The 19,678-nt window shown below is 55.7% G+C and carries 17 protein-coding genes; 9 read left to right on the top strand and 8 right to left on the bottom strand.

Going from position 1 to position 19,678, the window contains the following annotated elements:
* The first annotated feature begins 12 nt into the window (after positions 1-12).
* Positions 13-1,194: an NAD(P)-dependent oxidoreductase gene (locus DPEP_RS07250; protein ID WP_005660889.1), complete on the top strand. Its 1,182-nt coding sequence runs from the start codon at positions 13-15 to the stop codon at positions 1,192-1,194.
* On the opposite strand, the gene DPEP_RS07255 is transcribed toward DPEP_RS07250, so the two are convergent.
* Positions 1,173-3,152: an FAD-dependent oxidoreductase gene (locus tag DPEP_RS07255; protein ID WP_005660890.1), complete on the bottom strand. Its 1,980-nt coding sequence runs from the start codon at positions 3,150-3,152 to the stop codon at positions 1,173-1,175. The genes DPEP_RS07250 and DPEP_RS07255 overlap by 22 nt on opposite strands.
* A 344-nt stretch (positions 3,153-3,496) precedes the next feature.
* Between DPEP_RS07255 and DPEP_RS07260 the strand changes: the two genes are divergently transcribed.
* The 6 genes from DPEP_RS07260 to citX all read left to right on the top strand — a co-directional run bounded on the left by DPEP_RS07260 (position 3,497) and on the right by citX (position 9,102).
* The gene (locus tag DPEP_RS07260) at positions 3,497-4,681 is read left to right on the top strand and encodes an NAD(P)-dependent malic enzyme (protein WP_005660892.1); all 1,185 of its coding nucleotides are present in this window, start codon (positions 3,497-3,499) and stop codon (positions 4,679-4,681) included.
* Positions 4,682-4,709: 28 nt separating this feature from the next.
* Positions 4,710-5,990 (top strand): 2-hydroxycarboxylate transporter family protein, encoded by a 1,281-nt coding sequence (locus DPEP_RS07265; RefSeq protein ID WP_005660895.1) that lies wholly within the window; start codon positions 4,710-4,712, stop codon positions 5,988-5,990.
* Between the two features lie 67 nt (positions 5,991-6,057).
* On the top strand, positions 6,058-6,327 hold the full coding sequence (citD, locus tag DPEP_RS07270) for a citrate lyase acyl carrier protein (RefSeq protein WP_040383247.1): 270 nt from the start codon (positions 6,058-6,060) through the stop codon (positions 6,325-6,327).
* The gene (locus tag DPEP_RS07275) at positions 6,324-7,184 is read left to right on the top strand and encodes an HpcH/HpaI aldolase/citrate lyase family protein (RefSeq protein ID WP_005660898.1); all 861 of its coding nucleotides are present in this window, start codon (positions 6,324-6,326) and stop codon (positions 7,182-7,184) included. The genes citD and DPEP_RS07275 overlap by 4 nt, the downstream gene beginning before the upstream one ends.
* A gap of 3 nt (positions 7,185-7,187) precedes the next feature.
* The gene (gene citF / locus DPEP_RS07280; RefSeq protein ID WP_005660900.1) at positions 7,188-8,591 is read left to right on the top strand and encodes a citrate lyase subunit alpha; all 1,404 of its coding nucleotides are present in this window, start codon (positions 7,188-7,190) and stop codon (positions 8,589-8,591) included.
* Between the two features lies 1 nt (position 8,592).
* Complete coding sequence (citX, locus tag DPEP_RS07285; RefSeq protein WP_005660901.1) at positions 8,593-9,102, top strand: citrate lyase holo-[acyl-carrier protein] synthase; 510 nt, start codon at positions 8,593-8,595, stop codon at positions 9,100-9,102.
* Between the two features lie 43 nt (positions 9,103-9,145).
* Here the strand turns inward: citX and glsA are convergent, their stop codons facing one another.
* Together glsA and DPEP_RS07295 are read right to left on the bottom strand one after the other, a co-directional pair.
* Positions 9,146-10,063: a glutaminase A gene (gene glsA, locus DPEP_RS07290; protein WP_005660903.1), complete on the bottom strand. Its 918-nt coding sequence runs from the start codon at positions 10,061-10,063 to the stop codon at positions 9,146-9,148.
* Positions 10,064-10,388: 325 nt separating this feature from the next.
* Complete coding sequence (locus DPEP_RS07295; RefSeq protein ID WP_005660905.1) at positions 10,389-12,431, bottom strand: methyl-accepting chemotaxis protein; 2,043 nt, start codon at positions 12,429-12,431, stop codon at positions 10,389-10,391.
* Between the two features lie 146 nt (positions 12,432-12,577).
* Here DPEP_RS07295 and DPEP_RS07300 point away from each other — a divergent pair, with 146 nt between their 5' ends.
* The gene (locus DPEP_RS07300; protein ID WP_005660906.1) at positions 12,578-13,525 is read left to right on the top strand and encodes a M23 family metallopeptidase; all 948 of its coding nucleotides are present in this window, start codon (positions 12,578-12,580) and stop codon (positions 13,523-13,525) included.
* Here DPEP_RS07300 and DPEP_RS07305 read toward each other — a convergent pair.
* The 3 genes from DPEP_RS07305 to DPEP_RS07315 form a co-directional block, all read right to left on the bottom strand.
* A complete protein-coding gene (locus DPEP_RS07305) occupies positions 13,522-14,214 on the bottom strand; it encodes a GntR family transcriptional regulator (RefSeq protein WP_005660908.1) in 693 nt (230 codons plus the stop codon). The genes DPEP_RS07300 and DPEP_RS07305 overlap by 4 nt on opposite strands.
* Positions 14,215-14,242: 28 nt before the next feature.
* Positions 14,243-15,286: a DUF4899 domain-containing protein gene (locus DPEP_RS07310; protein ID WP_005660910.1), complete on the bottom strand. Its 1,044-nt coding sequence runs from the start codon at positions 15,284-15,286 to the stop codon at positions 14,243-14,245.
* A 74-nt stretch (positions 15,287-15,360) separates the two neighbouring features.
* Positions 15,361-16,479, bottom strand: coding sequence for a DUF362 domain-containing protein (locus DPEP_RS07315; RefSeq protein ID WP_005660911.1), 1,119 nt, complete (start codon positions 16,477-16,479; stop codon positions 15,361-15,363).
* A 70-nt stretch (positions 16,480-16,549) separates the two neighbouring features.
* On the opposite strand from DPEP_RS07315, the gene mptA reads away from it, so the two are divergent.
* Complete coding sequence (gene mptA, locus DPEP_RS07320; protein WP_005660913.1) at positions 16,550-18,007, top strand: GTP cyclohydrolase MptA; 1,458 nt, start codon at positions 16,550-16,552, stop codon at positions 18,005-18,007.
* On the opposite strand, the gene folP is transcribed toward mptA, so the two are convergent.
* Together folP and queD are read right to left on the bottom strand one after the other, a co-directional pair.
* Positions 18,008-19,228 carry a dihydropteroate synthase gene (gene folP / locus DPEP_RS07325; protein WP_005660915.1) on the bottom strand — a complete coding sequence of 407 codons (1,221 nt, stop codon included), beginning with the start codon at positions 19,226-19,228 and terminating at the stop codon, positions 18,008-18,010. It lies immediately after the preceding gene.
* 2 nt (positions 19,229-19,230) lie between these two features.
* Positions 19,231-19,650 (bottom strand): 6-carboxytetrahydropterin synthase QueD, encoded by a 420-nt coding sequence (queD, locus tag DPEP_RS07330; RefSeq protein ID WP_241760467.1) that lies wholly within the window; start codon positions 19,648-19,650, stop codon positions 19,231-19,233.
* Between the last annotated feature and the right edge of the window lie 28 nt (positions 19,651-19,678).

The following is a 19,678-nucleotide window of genomic DNA, read 5'->3' on the forward strand; positions in this document are numbered from 1 at the left end:
GGAGAGAAGGCCATGGAGATGCACATACTTGAGGAAGCGCGCCGCTGTATAAGGTGTGGGGCCTGCGTCAAGGGCTGCCCGGTGAACACCGCCATACCGGACATGATAAGGATGTTGGTGGACGGCCAGATAGTATCCGCCGGAAGGACCCTGTTCCAGAACAACCCCCTCTCGGTGGTGTGTTCCATAGTGTGTCCTCAGGAGCGTCAGTGCGAGGGGCACTGTGTTCTCGGTCGCAAAGGGGCCCCCATAAGGATAAGCGACATAGAACACTACATATCGTCGTTCTACATGAACGTCATGGACCTGGAGCCCCTGCCTAAGAAGGGCAAGTCCGTCGCCATAGTCGGTTCCGGTCCCGCCGGGATAACCATAGCCTTTCTTCTGGCTTTGAGGGGGTATTCCATAACCATCTACGAGGGAAAGGACCAGATCGGGGGAGTGATGCGTTACGGAATTCCCGAGTTCCGCCTTCCCAAGGACCTGATCGACGGTCTGGAGGCCAACCTAAGGAAGCTCGGAGTCATTATAAGGCCCAATACCACCATCGGTGCGACCCTGAGTCTGGACGATCTGTTTAGGGACGGTTTCTCCGCCGTGTTCGTAGGGACCGGCGTGTGGAGGCCCAAGGGACTGGGAATACCGGGGGAATCCTTGGGTAACTGTCATTTCGCCATAGATTATCTGAAGAACCCGGATGTCTATCGTTTGGGTCGAACCCTGTGCGTGATAGGGGCCGGCAACACCGCCATGGATGTCGCAAGGACCGCCGTCCGCAAGGGAGTCTCTCATGTCACTGTGATGTACCGAAAAGGCTGGAAGGAGATGCCAGCCCGCAAGATCGAGGTGGAATACGCTCAGATCGACGGGGTCGATTTTATGCTGGAGAGCACGCCCGTCGCGATAACATCCAAGGGAGTTCGTTTCGTTAGAGACGGCGAGGAGGACTTTTTCCCCTGCGAATCGGTGATAGTGGCGGTCAGCCAGGGACCTCGGTCTCTTATAGGATCCAGCAGAGACGGCATAGAGACCAGAGAGGATTTTCTCGTCGCCGACGATTCCGGTCATACCTCCCGGGAGGGGGTCTTTGCTTCCGGCGACGTAGTGACCGGAGCGAAGACCGTCGTGGAGGCGGTGCGTTTCTCCAAGAAGGTTGTCGAGGCCATGGACTCCTATCTGAGGGGTACCGACTGAACCATGGCGTCCCAGACGGCTGTGACGGCCTCTCCTCGGGATATCAGCTCTTCCGGCGGTCCATCCCATTCCATAGAGGACGGTTCCCATCGGGGGGCCGTCTTTTTCAGTCTTTTCACGAAATCCGATCTGGAAACGAAAAAATCGCCTCCCTCAAGGTCCCTTACGTAGAAGGCCCTGGATATCATGTAGGACATTTGTCTTTCCTCCACAGGCAGGGACGTCCCGAAGATCACCGGCGTCATTGGATCGAAGTATCCGTATAGGGTCGCTCCCTGGACACCCCTCCAATGGGGATGGTCCGGCTGGACGTCGAAAAAGGAATACAGCGACAGGGCGCTCTTGCCCCTCAAAAGGACGTCTTGGACCGATATGACCGGCAGGTCCCTTGGATCTCGGTCGGAGAGGGCGCTGAGGGCGGCTATGGCTCCCGCCGCCTGCCCCGTCAATATCGTTATGGGTTGCAACCTCGTCGCCCCGTTGACCAGTCTGGACACAGATATGTTCTTCTCCGCGGCTAAGAGGCCGTCCATCGTCTCCGGAATAAGGGCTCCGTAGGGCACCTGGAAGACTCCCTCGTCGGATCTCCACTCGCCTGGATAGTCGGCCATAGACTCTCCTAGATCCGATTCCAGACTTCCCGGGACCCTGGATCCATGGATGTCCAGAGGATATTCACCTAGGGCGATCGAGTTCGTCCTGTTCTCCACCGCCCGGCCCAGCCGTCTATCTCTGGCGACGGTCTTGGCCGTCATTGTCTCGATTCCGACGATCCTTCGACTCTCCCTGACGTAGGGAATGGGTGGAAAGTGGTTCAGAACGGCGTCATTGCTCTCGTCCAGATATAGGGCCCTGTCCCTTATACGGTCTCCTCTTTTTCCGTATCCTTGAGACCGGTCCACCGTCCAGTTGGACAGGCCCAGTTCGGTCTGGACGTAGTGTATGAACCTCAACGTCCTGCCGATGGCCTCTCCGTTTACCAGCCGTCTGTAGTCTTTGTCCTCCAGATAGCGGACGGTCAGTCCCACGTGATCGGGGCCGTTGGCGGGAACATCGTTGGCCCAGTTGACGCAGGTTCTGGTTATGTAGGGCCAGGTCTCCGATTCCCCTCCCTCTATTCTGTGGGGATTGTCCCTGTCCGGAAGGGCTCTGTAGGCTTTGTAGCTGGCGAAGTCGAAGGGGGCCTGTCCCGGCCAGGTGGCCCCGTCGGTAGTCACCACCTTCCTGAACCTTCCCACGTCTCTGTCGTATCCGTCCGGTCTCTTTACCCTCAGTTCTTCCGGAATCGAGTCCTCGCTCTTTATAACTGCGACCCAGGTTATGTCCTGTATTTCCGCGTCCATATCCAGGTTGGTGGACAGGGAGTTTCCCGCCCTGTATCTAGCCGGGGTCATGGGAAGCAGATCGCCGCATTCCGTTGCCTCTATCGTGACCTTGCCCTTGAGCATTATCGTTCCCGAATCGCCGTCTTTCAGGATAATCCCTGTGACTCGATTTTCCTCCGTCAGGACCGCCTCCGGCGTCCTGTGGAGGAAGAGATCGACCTTGCCTGGAGCCGATCCTCTCAGTATATCGAGGAGTATCTCCTCGGCTACCTTGGGTTCCGTCGCTATCGTGTCGTTTCCCCAGTAGCATATGTTGACGTCGGTTCCAGTCGCTCCGTAGCTTTCTCTGATCCTTCTTATAAACTCCAGGTATAATCCCGATCTGTTGTGCCCCACGTCGTCCATGGTGGAGACCGCCGCGGCGGTGATCTGTCCGCCGATCCAGCCGGTCTCGTCTACCAGGGCGACCGAAGCCCCGCACCTGGCGGCCTGGACCGCCGCGGCGGTGCCTCCCGATCCCGCACCGACAACTATGACGTCGTACTGGCCGGATCTAACCTCGGAGTCGGCAGTAGGGCATAATACCGTGGTAAAAAGGACGGAGCAAAGAATAGAATAAAGAAAGACTCTCACACCTATCACTCCTTAACCGAGGAATCCCGGCGTTTAGTAAGAGTATATATCATGAAATGGTATGGATAACAGTATTCAGGCCATGTCTGACTCACCGTACGATAGAGATAACGACATCGAGATCTCCAGACTTTAGGTTCGATCAGTATAGAGTGGCGGTATCCATGGAGCAGGCGGACCTGTTTAGGTTCGCCTGCTTTTTTGTCTCTTCGTGACCAAAATGACCAAAAGTCTTTTTCGTGTTCTAATACGTTGATGTTCGGGCTTTCTCCCGGTACAGTGTAGCTGTCATGACGGTAAGAACCTGTCGACAGACCGGTTTAGATCTGAAAGGAGAGATCTCTGTGAGCGATTCGGGTATCTATATGGAGGCGTTGAAGGCCCACGCCGAGGCCAAGGGTAAACTCAGCGTGGAGAGTCGAATTCCTGTGAAGGATATGCACGATCTGGCGGTGGTATACACGCCCGGTGTCGCCGAGCCTTGTCGCAAGATCAAGGAAAATCCCGAGGACGTGTATACCTACACGACCAAGGGGAACATGGTGGCAGTCGTCACGGACGGAAGCGCCGTCCTGGGGTTGGGCGACATAGGTCCAGCCGCCGGACTTCCCGTGATGGAGGGCAAGGCGGTTCTCTTCAAGCGTTTCGCCGGGGTCGATGCCTTCCCGATCTGCGTCGGCAGCAAGGACGTGGACGTGATAGTTGAGACAACAGCTATGATAGCCAGCGGATTCGGCGGCGTCAACCTGGAGGACATAGCCGCCCCCCGATGCTTCGAGATCGAGAGAAAACTCAAGGAAAGGCTGGATATACCGGTTTTTCACGATGACCAGCACGGAACGGCGGTAATAGTCCTGGCCGGTTTGCTCAACTCCCTCAAATTAGTCGGTAAGTCTATAGAGGACGTCAAGATAGTGATGAACGGTGCCGGTGCCGCCGGTATAGCCATATGCAAGCTCCTTCAGAGCGTAGGGGCCGGTAACGTCATATTGTGCGACAGAGCCGGAGCCATCTACGAGGGAAGAGAGACCAACATGAACTGGATCAAGAAGGAGATGGCCGAGGAGACCAACAGGGGCAAGGAATCGGGGACCCTGGCGGACGTCATAGCGGGAGCGGACGTTTTCCTTGGAATATCCGGTCCCGGACTGGTCACGGCCGACATGGTCCGTTCGATGGCTTCCAATGCCGTAATATTCGCCATGGCCAACCCGACCCCGGAGATATACCCCGACGAGGCTATGAAAGCCGGAGCGGCAGTCGTCGCCACAGGGCGCAGCGATTTCCCCAACCAGATCAACAACTGTCTCGGTTTTCCCGGCATATTCAGAGGGGCTTTGGACGTGAGGGCCAGCGATATTGACGAGTCGATGAAGTTGGCCGCGGCCTATGCACTGGCCGGACTGGTTTCGGACGATGAGCTTTCCTCCGAGAGGATAATTCCCGAGGCCTTGGACGAGAGGGTCGTCCCGACGGTCGCCAAAGCGGTGGCGGAGGCGGCTAGAAAGGCCGGGATAGCCAGAGCGTAATACAACGACAGCAGAGGAGACGATCTATATGACCGTGCAGACGGATAGAAAAAGTTTCACCATCTGGGGGCTTTCCCCCGTTCTTTTCGCGGTATGTATGGGGCTCGTGATCCTGGCGATATATATAGGAAAACTGCCCAAGGGAATGATAGGAGCCCTGGCTGCCATGATGACCATGGGCGCTATCATGGACAAGATCGGGGACAAAACCCCCGTGATCAACGAATATCTCGGAGGGGCTCCTCTGGTCTGTATATTCGGAACGGCAGCCCTGGTATATTTCGGAGTCATGCCCGATTCCACCGTCAAGATAATCACCGACTTCATGAAGGGCGGAGGTTTTCTCAACTTCTACATAGCGGCACTGATATGCGGAAGCATACTCGGTATAAGCTCGGATCTGCTCATAAAGGCAGGAGCTAGATACGCCGCTCCTTTGTTGGCGGCGGTGCTGGTTTCCTGCGGTCTGGCCGCTCTGGTGGCAGGCATGATAGGCTACGGATGGCAGCAGGGTATAATGCACATAGCCATGCCCATAATGGGAGGCGGCATGGGAGCGGGTGCGGTGCCGATGTCTCAGATATTCAGCACCATAACCAAGATGGATACCAAGGATATACTGTCCATACTTATTCCGGCCCTGGCCCTGGGTAACGTTATGTCCATCGTGGCGGCCGGATTGTTGGACAAACTGGGCAAGGCCCGTCCTGCCCTGACCGGCAACGGACATCTTATGAAGGACTTCAAGGTGGAGAAAGAAGAGGAGATACCCCCGAACATAGAGATGATGGGGGTAGGAGTAATGGTTTCCTGCGTTTTCTTCATCCTGGGGCTTCTTTTGAACAAAGTGGTGCCTATGATCCACTCCTATGCCCTTATGATAATAGCGGTAGCCATGTGCAAGATATTCAACCTCGTTCCCGAGTCGGTCCAGAAGAGCTGTAATATGTGGTATAAGTTCGTGGCAAAGAACTTTACAGCCGCGCTTCTCGTGGGTATAGGGGTTGCCTATACCGACCTCGGAGCGGTCATAAACGCCGTGTCTATTCAGTACATAGTTTTGGTGGCCGTCGTAGTATTCGGAGCTGTCGTCGGGGCGGGGTTCGCCGGGATGGCAGTGGGCTTCAACTTCGTCGAGTCGGCCATAACCGCCGGTCTCTGTATGGCCAACATGGGCGGAACCGGGGACGTCGCGGTCCTGTCCGCGGCCAAGAGGATGGAGCTGATGCCATTCGCTCAGATATCCTCCCGTCTCGGAGGTGCTCTGATTTTGATATTGGTAAGCCTGTTGCTTCCCGTGTTGGGATAGTTCCGGCTTTTACGGCGTCGGAGGCTTTATGGCTTCCGGCGCCATTTTCGTTTGGGAGGTGTTCTCAGTGAAGATCCTGAAGATGGCCGTCGCCGGTTCAATGGAATCCAACGATGCAATGGTGACGGTAGAGCCCTCGAACAAGCTCTCCGTCGAGGTAGAGAGCGTGGTGGAGGCTCAGTTCGGGGAAGCTATAGAAAGATCGATCATGGAGGTTTTGAAAGATCTCTCAGTGGATAGCTGTACCCTATCCGTCAAGGACAGAGGAGCTCTAGACTGTACATTAAGGGCCAGGGTGGAGACCGCGCTGTTGCGGGGATCCGAGGGTGTCAGATGAGAAGAAGACGGAGTCTACTGTTCGTGCCTGGCAACAATCCGGGAATGGTAGCCAACGCCGGGGTCTTCGGGGCCGACGGAATCATCTTTGATCTTGAGGACGCCGTCGCCCAGGACCAGAAGGATGGTGCTAGGATACTCGTCAGAAACGCTCTTGCGGCTCTTCCCATGAAGGGGTGCGAGAGGATCGTCAGGATAAACTCCATGGACCGTCCCATATGGTTGGAGGATCTGGAGGCGGTGGTAGCCGGAGGAGCGGACTCGATCATGCTTCCCAAGGCCCAGAGTCGAGCCGAGATGGAGGAGCTTGATCGAACCCTCTCCGACGCGGAGAAAAAGGTCGGCAGAGAGAATGGGACCCTGGACGTGATTGCGTTGGTCGAGACTCCTACAGGGATTGAGAACTCGGGAGACATAGCGACGGCTTGTAGGGTGTCAGGGATGTTGCTGGGTGCGGAGGATCTCACCGCGGCCCTAGGCGTTTCCAGAACCGTTGAAGGAGAGGAGATCTCCTACGCCAGGGGACGTATGGTTATGGCTGCCAAGGCTGCGGGGATCGACGCCATCGACACACCCTTCACCGATACCGACGATATGGAGGGGTTGGTGAAGGACGTTCTTTTCGCCCGGTCCATCGGATTCGACGGCAAGGCTTTGATATCTCCCAGGCACGTGGAGGCGGTAAACCGGGCCTTCACCCCCACAGACGAGGAAATGGAGTGGGCCAGGGCGGTCGTTCGTGCTCTCGAGGAAGGAGAGAGGGCAGGAAAGGGAGCCGTATCGGTAGGAGGTAAGATGGTGGACGCCCCGGTGGCGGCAAGGGCCAGAAAGACCTTGGCCATGAGAGGGGAGGCGTAGTCCTTGAGAGATAAGATGATCGGGAGCCTGAAAGAGGCCCTTAAGGCCATGGGATTGGCCGACGGAATGACACTGTCCTTCCATCATCACCTCAGAAACGGCGATGCGGTGCTGAACGGGGCGTTGGATGCGGCTTCCTCGCTTGGAATATCGGGGTTGACCGTCGCGGCCAGCTCTATCTTTCCGGTGCATGCGCCGTTGGTGGAACATATCCGCAGGGGGACAGTGTCCCGTCTCGAGGTCAACTACATGAGCGGTCCCGTGGCCGATTTCGTCTCTCAAGGGGGCATGGCGGAGCCAGTGATCTTCAGAACCCATGGAGGAAGACCCAGGGCGATAGAATCGGGCGAGCTGCCAATAGATATAGCCGTTGTGGCTGCTCCTTCCGCCGATGGAAGAGGAAACCTCACCGGGACGAAGGGGCCTTCCGCCTGCGGCTCTCTCGGTTACGCCATGGCCGATGCTCGCTGTGCCAAGAGGGTCTTGGCCGTAACGGACAATCCTATGGACCGTGTGGCTCCGGCGTCGATAGATCAGAGCCTCGTAGATGCGGTTGTGACGGTGGACTCCATCGGCGATCCCGCCGGGATAGTCTCTGGTACCACCAGGATGCCCAGAGATCCAGTCGCGTTGGTGATGGCCCGATGTGCCGCCATAGCGATAAAGGCGTCGGGGCTGTTGGTCGAAGGCGTTTCCTTTCAGACCGGAGCTGGCGGAGCTTCCTTGGCTGCCGCCTCATATCTGGGGGATATGATGAAGGACCTCGGAATCGTCGGGAGCTTCGGAATGGGAGGCATAACCTCTCACATGGTGAGGTTTCTTCGGGAAGGTCTGGTCCAACGGCTTTACGACGTCCAGTGCTTCGACCTGGAGGCAGTAAAGTCGATAGCCGAGGACGAGAGACACGTGGAGGTTTCCGCCTCTCTATACGCCAGCCCCGGAACCAAGGGACCTCTGGTGGACGATCTGGACGTGGTGATACTGGGGGCGACCGAGATAGACCTGGATTTCAACGTAAACGTCCATACCGACTCTTCCGGACGGATAATTGGAGGGTCCGGAGGTCACAGCGATACAGCCGCCGGAGCGAATTTGGCGGTGGTCGTGGCCCCTTTGGTGAGGTCCAGATTGCCGATAGTAGTCGACAGAGTGACCACTGTGAGCACTCCTGGTGATACGGTAGATCTTCTGGTAACGGAGAGAGGCATGGCGGTGAACCCAGCTCGGCCGGAACTGAGGGAAGCTCTCGACCGAGCTGGGCTTCCGGTCATGTCGATCCGAGAGCTCAGGGAGGTCGCCCTCTCCATAACCGGAGTTCCCCGGTCCTCTAGGTCTAAGGGGCGAACGGTGGGAATAGTGGAGTATCGTGACGGTAGTTTAATCGACCGGATATCGGAGGTATCCTGAGTTGGGGTACGAATCTATGGACCTTATACTGGCGGCCAGGGAGGCCCGGTGGAACCTGAGAAAACAACTGTCCCGTACCTACGGGAAGCCGGTGTTGTCTCTCTCCATGACGGTTCCCGGTCCGGATAAAAGCGCTCCCGGGATCTTTTGGGCCCTTAGAGTCATCTCCGATGAGGTAGAGAAGACCTTGGGTTACGTTTTATCCCGGCGAAGCGACCTGGACGGTTCCGACGGGCCTTCCGTCCACTGGGTGGTCGATCTTTCCGGGAGGGAGCTTAAAAAAAAGGCCCTGGCGATCGAAGAGAGCCACGGTTTGGGCCGGATCGCCGATCTGGACGTTCTGGACGAGAACGGAGCTCCTCTGGGGAGGAGCGATCTTGGCTTTCCTCCCAGAAGATGTCTCATATGCGATCGTCCGGCCAAGGAGTGCTCCTATTGTAGGAGACACGGTCTATCGGAGCTGTTGGAAGCTATCGAAGGGATTCTGGAAAAGTCGGGATGGAGAGAGTAAAATCCCGGAGCCCATCAATGGGCTCCGGGATTTCATCATCTCGTCATAGCACCCGACACCTGAGTTTTTCCGATATATCCTTCATCGCCGCTAGGCCGGCTACGGAGTTTCCCTTCTCGTCCAGAGGGGGACTCACCACGCCGATGCCCATCCTCCCGGGAACCGTGCCTAGGATCCCTCCTCCTACGCCACTTTTGGCGGGTATGCCCACCTTTACGGCGAACTCTCCAGAGCCGTCGTACATTCCGCAGGTCGTCATTATTGCCCTGACCGTTCTGGCCGTGGAGGGAGATATTATCTGTTTTCCCGATATGGGGTTTAGACCGTCGCAGGCGAAGGTCGCTCCCATGATAGATAGATCTTTGGCGCAGGTCTTTATGCTGCACTGCCTGAAATACACGTCCAGGATATCCTCGACATCTCCGTTCAAGCTGCCTACGCTCCTGAGAAAATAGGCGAGCGATCTGTTTCTGTCGCTGGTGTTCTTCTCCGATCGGTAGACCCTGTCGTCGATGTCTATCGAGTCGTTGGCCATCAGTTTTCGACAGAGATCCATGATGGCGTCGACTTTTCTCTCTCTGCCTTCCTCGGGAAGAAGGGACACCACCACTATGGCGCCGGAGTTTATCAGAGGGTTGTTCGGTCTGTGGGGAGCGTCCATCTCCAGTCTCATTATGGAATTGAATGGGTCCGCGGTGGGGCTGCTCCCGACGGATGAGAAGACCCTCTCCGGTCCTCGTTCCTCCAGCGCCAGGGCCAGAGTCACTATTTTGGATATAGACTGTAATGTAAAGGGGTGATCCCAGTTTCCCGACAGATACTGACTTCCGTCGCATTCCGTCACGGCTAATCCGAAAGCCTCCGGATCGGCCTTCGCCAACTCAGGTATGTAGGAAGCAACCGTCCCCTCCGTCGCCTTGAGCCGACTCCTTCTGGAGATCTCTTCGAGGATATCCTTCATGGGAATCATCGTCCTATCTGTTGTAGTATGAGGAGAACTTCTCCTTGTCTATCACGGGATCGTCTATTCCAAGGTATCATACGCAATAGTGGTTCAAAATACAACTGTGCATACAGCAAAGCATGGTTGATAAATGATTTTATGTTTTTTTTCGTGGCATATCGGGCTTAGAGCCTGCTTTTATATTGAGTTCAAGCTGTATCTATAGAGGTGTTTTTCAGTAAAAACGGAGGAGTGCTGTCGTTAGAGTTTAATTTTTTTGGCAGGTAGAAAAAGAGGCGGGATGCCTCTATCCGGCACCCCGCCTCTTTCCCTTCTCCTGATGCTACTTTTGGACCAATTCTTTGGAACTCTCCGTCTTGAACTTGCTTAACCGTCTCTCTATGTTGTCCACCAGGGAGGACATGGCCTCAGCTTCCTTGGCTACGTTACTCGAGACCAAAGAGGTCTCCTCCGCGGCTTTTTTGATGGTTCCTACCTTATGGGCCATGTCGACGGTGGATCTCGAAGCCTGGTCGACGGCGTTGGCCATCTCGTTAGCCGAAGCGGCCTGTTCCTCTGAGGTCGCCGCTATGTTCTGCATAGAGTCGTTGACCACGGCGATCTGTTGCAAGGTCTCGTCCAGTCCTTTTCTGGCCTCGTCGGCCTTGACCACCGTCTGTTTCATGAGATCCCCGGCTTGTTGGGTTATCGCTACCGAGTCTCTGGTCTGGGACTGGAGTTCCTCTATGAGGTTTTCTATCTTGCCTGCGGCGTTGCCCGACTCTTCCGCCAGCTTTCTTACCTCTTCCGCCACGACCGCGAAGCCTCGTCCGGCGTCTCCCGCTCGGGCCGCCTCTATAGCTGCGTTGAGGGCCAGAAGGTTCGTCTGGTCCGCTATGGAGTTGATCGTGGCTATAAAACCGGTTATCTCCTGGACCGACGTGCTGAGGGCGGTCATAGCCTCTAAGCTTTTCCCCGCCTTGGCTCCTACCTCTTTGACGTTGCCTATTATATCCGCCACTATGGATACGGCCTTACTGGAGGTCTGGGAGGCCCTTTCCGTCGCCTCCGTTCCCTTAGTGGCCGACTCCGCCGCCATAGAGGCGCTGGACGATACTTCTTCGACTCCGGCGTTGGTCTCCTCCAATGCGGCGGCGTTGTTCTCCGCCAGTGTGGATACCTCCTCGACAGAGTGACGGACTTCCTCCATGGAGGCACTGCTCTGCTCGCTGAGTGCGGCCAGTCCGGTAGAGCTGTCAGCTATCTTTTTGCTTTCCTCGACTATCCCCAGCATGGTCTCCCTAAGACCTTCCACCATGACGGAAAGTGCGTCTATCATGGTGCCGAGAGGGTCTTTGGCCCTGTAATTTATGGATCTGGGGTCTACAGTGAGATCGCCGTCCTTGACCTCGCCTGCCATGTTAGCGACTTTCCTGAGAGGAAGGACTATGCTTCTGAAGGTGACCAGCACGGCCAGTCCGACAGCCAGGAGAGCCACTATCGCTACGGCTATCTGTATGGAGGTGGTCCCCCTTACCAGGGCGTCTATGGCCTTCACAGGGTATAGAATTGCCAGGGAGAGTCCCTGGGCGGTGTTGCCGTAGAAGGCCTCGAACCTCTCTCCCTCCCAGTTTATTATGGAGGAGCCCGATTTTCCGGAGACCATCTCCCTGCCCATCGTCTTGGCCGATTCGTCTTTTTCGTCGCTTTCGGAGAGATTGACCTTCATGATGTCCTTTTCAACCGGTCCGGCTATAATCATGCCTGCCTTGCTGAGAAGAAGTCCATGCCCCTCTCCCAGCAGCTTCAGCTTTCCAACGAAATCGACCAGGGCGTTCATGCTGATATCCACCCCCACCACTCCGAGGGTCTTGCCTTTGCCGTCTTTTACCGTCATGGCTGCCGATATGACGGCTTTATTTGTTATCAGGTCGATGTAGGGTTCGGTAACTATCATGTCGGATCCTTTTTTTATCGCGTCTATGTACCACGATCTCTTCCTGGCATCGTAGTCCTCGGCCATCTTGGCTCGAGAACCGATGGGCAGTTTTCCGTTTTTCTCCAGGCCGAAGTAGATGTCCTGAACTCCGAACTCTCCGTTTTGGGCCAGCAACGAGGCCATGAGATCCTCCAGGGTCTCCGCCTCCTGTAGACCCTCTTCATCCCAGGCTCTCTGTATGGCCACAGAGGCGTTTTTGAGTATGGCTAACAGTTTCCCGAAGTTCTCCTCCACAGTGAGCACCGCTGTCTTGACGGTCTCCTCTCCGGTCTTGATTACCTGGTTTTCCAGGATACTCTGGCTCCTGAAGTAGGTGATCCCTGTCATTGCGACTATTATGACCAGTACGGCCGCTACCATAGATACGAATTTCCCTTTGATGGACATGTGATCCCCTCCAATCGTCTATGTGTTTCTACCCCAAATATATTATATCAATATTCTTTATATACAGTCTAGTTTTTCAATTATGCTATCCTCGCCGTCCCGGCGTTGCCGGTATAATGGAGTGATTCTAGGAAGGAGTTGGTTTCGTGTCGCTTTCAACTGGGTTCGGGCGGATGAGGACGGGACTGAAGTTTTCTCTGTCCGTTTTGCTCTCTCTATGGGCTATATCCAGCGCTTCGGCATTGGAAGTCTCTTTCGACGCTCCCGATAAGGTTTTTTTGGGAGAGCCTTTCGTGGTTTCTCTGACTGTCAGTGGGGACGTGGAGAAAAGTACTTTGTCCTGGAGGGGCAGGAATTATCCCATGTTCCTGTCCGTTGCGGAGGGGGGAGTCTCGAAGGGTGTCGGTCTTTTGGGGACAGATGCGGCCAGCTCTCCTGCCGAGGGAGAGGTGGTTAAGATATGGGTGAGGTCGAAAGGGGTCAACTACATGTCTCGGTGGAAGATAGACGTTATTTCCAAATCATATCCTGCCGAGAGGCTTTCGGTTCCCCCCGCCATGGTGAATCCTCCCGGCTCGGAGCGCGACAGGATAGCCAGAGAGAAAAAGGCCGTCAGGAAGGTATTGAGAGCCCATTCTCCCGAGTTGTACTGGTCCTTGCCGATGGTTCGTCCCGTTGAGGGAATCGTCACCAGCGTATATGGAAAAAAACGGATCTACAACGGTATCCCTAGGAGTCGTCACGGAGGGGTGGATTATCGCGCTTCGGTGGGAACTCCTGTAAAATCCGCGTCGTCTGGACGGGTCATCCTCACCGGAGATCACTATTACGCAGGCAAGTCGGTCTATGTCGATCATGGAGGTTCAGTGGTGTCGATGTATTTTCATCTGTCCGAGATCAATGTGAGGGAGGGGCAGTTCGTTCGATCCGGCGAGGTGATAGGTAAGACCGGTCGATCCGGAAGGGTGACCGGTCCTCATCTTCATTTCGGTGTATCGGTCGGCGGTCGCATGGTCGACCCCTCGATCTTGGTGGAGGAGGATCTGGAACGACTGACCGAGTCCAATCTGTCCGGCAGGATGGTCTTCCCCTAGTGGGGGGATACCTGCAGGCCTCTTCTCCTGATGGTGTTGTGGATGTGGTCCTCCATCAGCTCTCTCGCAAGGGAGGAGTCGCCGGAGTCTACCGCGTCTATTATTTTTCTGTGCTCTCTATATGTGCGGTGTCCTTTATCGGAAAAGGACTGTTCAAAGGCCATCATGTCGGTGTTGTAAAAGAGCCCGAAGTGGAAGGTGTACAGCGAAGAACGCCAGTATGCCTGGCGGAAGTAGCGGGATATATATCCGTTTCTGGACATGTCTACGATCTTCGAGTGGAAGAGTTCGTTTATCTCTGCGTACTCTTCCTTTCTCTGGCCCAGATGGTAGAGGGATCGCTCTCTTTCGTTGAGTTCTCTGAGGTACGAGAGGTCCTCAGAGGACCTCCTTTGGGCTGCAAGGTAGGCTGCCTTGCCCTCAAGGCAGGATCTGACGTCGAATACGTCCTCCATATCCTGTTGGGTCAGTATCGGCAGGGTGTAGCCTCTTTTTCCCCTGGTCTTCTCGAGGACGCCCTCGGCCACGAGACGGCTGAGGGCGTGCCTTACCGGGGTCCTGCTGAGTTGAAGCCCTTCCGCCAGGTCCGGTTCGTAGATCTTGTCTCCCGGGCGTATTCTGTGGGCGATGATCCTGTCGATGACCATGTGGAACGCTTTTTCGTCCGCTTTCAGTTTTTTTCTCTCCATCTTCTTCTCCCCGTCTCCCATCCTGATGTCAGTCGATGATCAGGCGCACCGCTATTATCATCAGCAGTCCCGCCATCGTCAGAGCGAACAGCATCTGATAAAACGACAACCCGATTATCCTCGGTGAGCTGTCCTCCCTTAATACCGATATTTTGTAGCTTTCCCCCGCCAGAGCCTTGCCGTATATTCCGTCCGACAGCTCGACTGTGAGCTCTACGTTGCCTGTCTCTGTCGTCTCAGTCGAGAGAAGTGTTACAGGAATCTTGTCGATGTTCCCCTTCGTCATAACCTGTCTCAGGGCATGAGCTATGGCAGAGCCGTCCTTTATGTTGACGTATATAGTGTCGCCCGGTCGAAGAGTCGAGACCGGCTCACCTCTGACCGGGTCCACCACTATGCCGCACAGCAGTGTCAGGTGGTCTATCTCGGCGGAGTCCGCTCTGGATTTTTCCTCTTTTTTCTCTCTCTTTTCCTCTCTGCTCTCTATGAATTTGCCGAGATCCTCCCCGGTGACCTTCTCGACTCCTAGCTTCATCTCGAGACTCAGCCCTAGCTCCCGTTCCAGTTCGTGCTGGAGGTCCTCCTTGACCTGTCTTTGCCTGTCCTCACCGTCGGTTGCCATACGGTTGACCGCAGGAGGGGACAGCTGTTTTTTTAATGTCTCCATGGTCTTTTCGTGGAGTAGCTTGTCCTGAGGGGCCTCGAGCCTCTCCATGAGGATGGCCAGGGCCTGCCATGAAGCGTCTATATCCACCTCTCCCAGTTCGCCTCCGTAGCCTGTCCAGAGACATAGAAGCTCCGGTTCTCCCAAGGTCTCGTCGGCGAGGAATACGATCAGCCCGGTGGCTCCTCCGGAGGACCTAGTCCTATAGGCGCACTTTACGACCACGTATTTTCTGCCGATTTCCTGATCTCCCTCGGGCCATATCTCCACTGTCGATATCTCCGGCATCTTGGGAGAGCGGTTCGCCAGCTTTTCAAGGGTAGCGGTGAGCTGAGACCGGCGCATCTCCTCGACGGATTTCTTTATTTTTTCCTTTGTCTCGTGAAAGCTTTCCGAGGGTTGGGGCATCTCAGTGCCTCCTTGGGCGATGGCTGTCTTTTCAGACCATATTACAGGATTATGCCATTTAGGTGCAAATAGTTCTAGCGACCCAGGACTTCCAGACCTCTTAGGAGAATATTCTGCTTCAGTCTTATGGCGTTGGCGGGACACATCTCATGGCAGCAGTAGCATCTTATGCACTTTTCATAGTCGAAGACCAGGCGGCGGTCTCTCATGGTTATGGCGTCGGCGGGGCATATCTCGACGCATCTACCGCATAGGATACAGCGTTTTCGGTTCTGCTCCGGCCTGGCCGCCAGGAGCTCTCTTCCGAAACGGTCCATCCAGGAGGGCAGAAGCCTCAGTGAGTCGGGTGGAGGAAGTTCGACCCTCTCGAAAGTCGTCTCTGGTATGGTATCTCCTTTTATCCGTATATTTTTCGGGACCATCCCGGCCGTCTCGGCCGCTTTTCTCAGGGGGAAAGCCGATCGATTCAAGGACATTAGGTCCGCCGTTGTCAGATCCATGGCCAGAGCATCGTCCGTGGCCACCACAGTGCCGAACCGTCTCGGAGATCCGTTGGACGGACCTCTGCCCTCCATGCCTACGACTCCGTCCATTACGGTCAAACAGGGACGCAATGTCATCCATATCTCCAACAGCAGTCGGGCGAAGTCCTCTCTGTCAAGTCCGACTCTATAGTGCCAGGCCGCCTTTCTCTGGGCCACCACCGTTCCGAACAGGTTTTTTACCCCCATGGTCAAGGTCATCTGACAGTGGGTCTTTAGCTTAGGAAGGTTTATTATTTTGTCCGATTCCAATGCCAGGGCGGAGATTTCAAGTCCCCTGAAACGATCGTCTCTTTTGCCCGGAACAGGCCGGGATTCGTCTAGAGGGACGACGGGAACCCCTAATATCCTGCCCACCTGGGCTATTCCGGTTTTCTCCGCTACCTTGGAGAACTTCTCTATGCCGGGGCTGTCGGCTATGGTCGGCTTGCCTCCGCAGTCAAGAGTCATTTCCGTCACAGCTCGTACCATGGCCGGATGTGTGGTTACGGCCCTGTCCGGCGAGTAGGCTCCCAGCATATTTGGCTTTATAAGCACCGAGTCGCCGGAGGAGACGAATCGCTCCATCCCCCCCAGATCGTCTATCGTTCGAGCTATTACGTCCTTTACGCCTTCGTAGGAACTGCATTTTCTGAAAGATACGATGGTCATCAGTCCCTCTCCCTTCTGTTACAATTATCTCCAACGTAAGTATCAGCGATTACGACTAGGAGGTCCAAAGATGAATCGCAAACACAGGGTTTTTCTGGCCCTGGGAGCCAATCTGGGCGACCGTCAGGGCAATATACTACAGGCACTTCAATATCTTCAGGGCAAGGTGGAGGTCGTGGCGGTTTCGTCGTTCTACGAGACCGAGCCGGTCGGATATGAGGATCAACCTCTCTTTCTTAACTGTGCCTGCGAGATTCTAACGGACCTGTCTCCGATGGAGGTCCTTCATCTGGCAAAATGGATCGAACAGAGGATGGGCAGGACCGTCAATTTCAGGAACGGCCCGAGACCTATAGACGTCGACCTGATAATGTACGACGACCTGGTCCTGGGAGATGACAAGCTGACCGTCCCCCATCCCAGGATGCAGGAGAGGGCCTTCGTGCTGGTTCCTCTCGCCGAGATAGCCCCTGGGCTGGTCCATCCTGTCTTAGGGCAGACCGTCTCCGATCTAAGGGATTTGGTGGACGCCAAAGGGGTCGCCAAGGTGGAGAGATCCCTTCGATTTTCCCTCGATAGAGATGTGCAGAAAGGCGTCCCCGAGGTTCCTCTGTTTTTGGGGCGGGTCGGTGTGACCGGCCTGGAGAGGATAATACGCCTCGAGACGGAGGGCAAGATTTCCCTTTTCTACGCGACCATGGATCTGTTTGTGGATCTCGACGGTGCCAGGGCAGGCGTCCATATGTCTCGTTTCAACGAGATATTGGAGCAGGCAGCGGAGGACGCCGCCGGTTCCGTCGCTCCCGACATAGAGACAATGGCCGAGCGTCTGGCCTCGTCTGTGATGGAGCGGCAGGAGGCTCTTAGATCGGAGGTCCGGATAAAGGCCCATTTCCCCCTGAAAAAGCACGCTCCCATATCGGGGAAGACGACCCAGGAGATCTACAATTTTATAGGGATATCCGCCTGCGACGGGAACGTATGTCGAACGATATCAGGGGTGGAGGTGGACGGTTTGACCGTCTGTCCCTGTGCCCAGGACATGGTCCGCGCCCATTCCAAGGGATTGTTGATATCCCAGGGATACGGCGAGGAAGAGGCGGAGCGTATCGTAGACGTATTGCCCCTGGCGTCCCACAACCAGAGGGGACGGGCCACGTTAATGATCGGCGGTGCGGGTACCATAAGGGCGGAGAACCTGGTTCACCTGGCCGAGGCTTCCATGAGTTCCGAGATATACGAGCTTCTCAAAAGACCGGACGAGTTTTTCGTGGTCAACAAGGCTCACAGCAATCCTCGATTCGTTGAGGACGTCGTGAGGGAGGTGCTACGAAACGTGGTGGAGGTCTCTCCCGACCTTCCCGACGGGGTTTTCGTCCTCGCCAGGCAGGAGAATTTCGAGAGCATCCACCGACACAACGCCTTCGCGGAGAGAGCCGCCCTCCTTGGCGACCTGAGAAGGGAGATGGAGGGGCTTCGTCCCGGCAGGCCGATCACCTTGGAGGGCTGGCTCTTCGGAGATATCTGATCAGTCGACCCTATCTGGGTCGTTCAGAGCGGCTATCGTGTCCAGCACACGACGGTTGGCCTTGACATCGTGTACCCTGATGATCTCCACTCCCTGCCAAGCGCAGAGGGCTGTCCCGGCCAGAGTGGCTTCCAGTCTCTCTTCCGTGGGAGCCCCCTTGAGGACAGCTCCGAATACGCTTTTTCGGGAATGGCCTATGAGAATCGGAGATCCCATCGATCGAAAGAACTCGTTGTGGGAGAGCAGAGCGAGGTTATGGGATGCCGTCTTTCCGAAGCCTATTCCGGGGTCCAGGATTATCTGCCCCTCTGGAACTCCGGCTTTAGTAGCCAGCTTCGTCCTCTCTCGAAAGTAATCGCATATCTCCTTCTGGAGACAGCCGTAATGGGGTTCCCGCTGCATTGTCCTGGGGACCCCTTTCATGTGCATTATTACCAGCGGAGCCCCGGAGTTCGCCGCCACGGAAGCCAGCTCCGGGTCGAATCCCAGTCCAGATATGTCGTTCAGTATGTCCGCTCCTGCATCGACGCAGGCCCGGGCTACCTCTGACTTGGTGGTATCTATCGATATGGGAATATGGGGAAATTCCTCCCTGATGGATTCCACAGCAGGGACCAGTCGAATTATCTCCGTTTCGGCCTCCGCAGGCAGCGATCCCGGCCTGGTGGACTCGGCTCCTAGATCCAGCATGTCCGCCCCGTCCTCTATCATGGTCTCCACCCTTTTCAGACATTCCGAGGTCGAACCGGCCCTGCTCTTGGAGAAAAATGAGTCCTCCGTGAGGTTCACTATGGCCATGAGCTTAGTCCTGTCGCCGAGCTGGAGTACTCTATCTCCCGGCAGGGTCAGAAGATGCCTTCTCTTCCTCTTTCCCGCCATGGCATCCAGTATCTCTTTTCGGACCTGATCCAGTCCCCAGTAAGGCATGACGGCCAGCTTTTCCGCAAGATGGGCTATCTGTTTATCCGTCCCGAACAGGAGGCAATCGCAGCGTTCTACTCCTCTGTCTATGGCGTGACGATGGACCGCCACGTCTCCACCACGGGAGAGCATCTCCTGTTTGAGTGCGTTGGCCGCTCTGGTGTCTACGTCGGATATCCTGAGGGCCGTCAGATCTCTCCTGTCGTTGAAATAGGGTAGTGCCCCCGGATCGCAGCCTATCTCCTCCAGGGTTTTCTTCAGTTCCGCCGTCGACCTGAAACGGTGAAACCAGGTCGTCATGGTTACTCCACGTCCTCTCTGAAAACTATCACGGAGCTTGTCGCGGTCTCCCAGATCTGCACGGAGTGTAGCTCGCAGTTCGGTCTTTTGACCGATTCGTCCAGTTTTCTCCATACCCATAGGGCTATGTTCTCCGCCGTCGGCTGATCCATAACATCGTTTAAATAGGCGTGGTCCAGCTCGGTCAGGATCTTTTCCGAAACGATCCTTTTCAGCTCGGTGAAGTCGAAAACCATGTCCTCGTCGTCGCTACGTCCGTTCAGTGTGACGGCTAATCTATAGGTGTGGCCGTGAAGGGCCTCGCATTTTCCCCTGTATCTTTCGAGCCTGTGGGCGGCGTCGAATGTGAATTCCTTTCTTAGCAGCATGAGATCTCCTCCGTTATCCTTCTTCTCGTCGGCATGTGCCGATGGAGATTCCATTCTACCAAAGAAGGCGCCGCCTCTCGAG

The organism is Dethiosulfovibrio peptidovorans DSM 11002, from assembly GCF_000172975.1.
GTDB lineage: Bacteria > Synergistota > Synergistia > Synergistales > Dethiosulfovibrionaceae > Dethiosulfovibrio > Dethiosulfovibrio peptidovorans.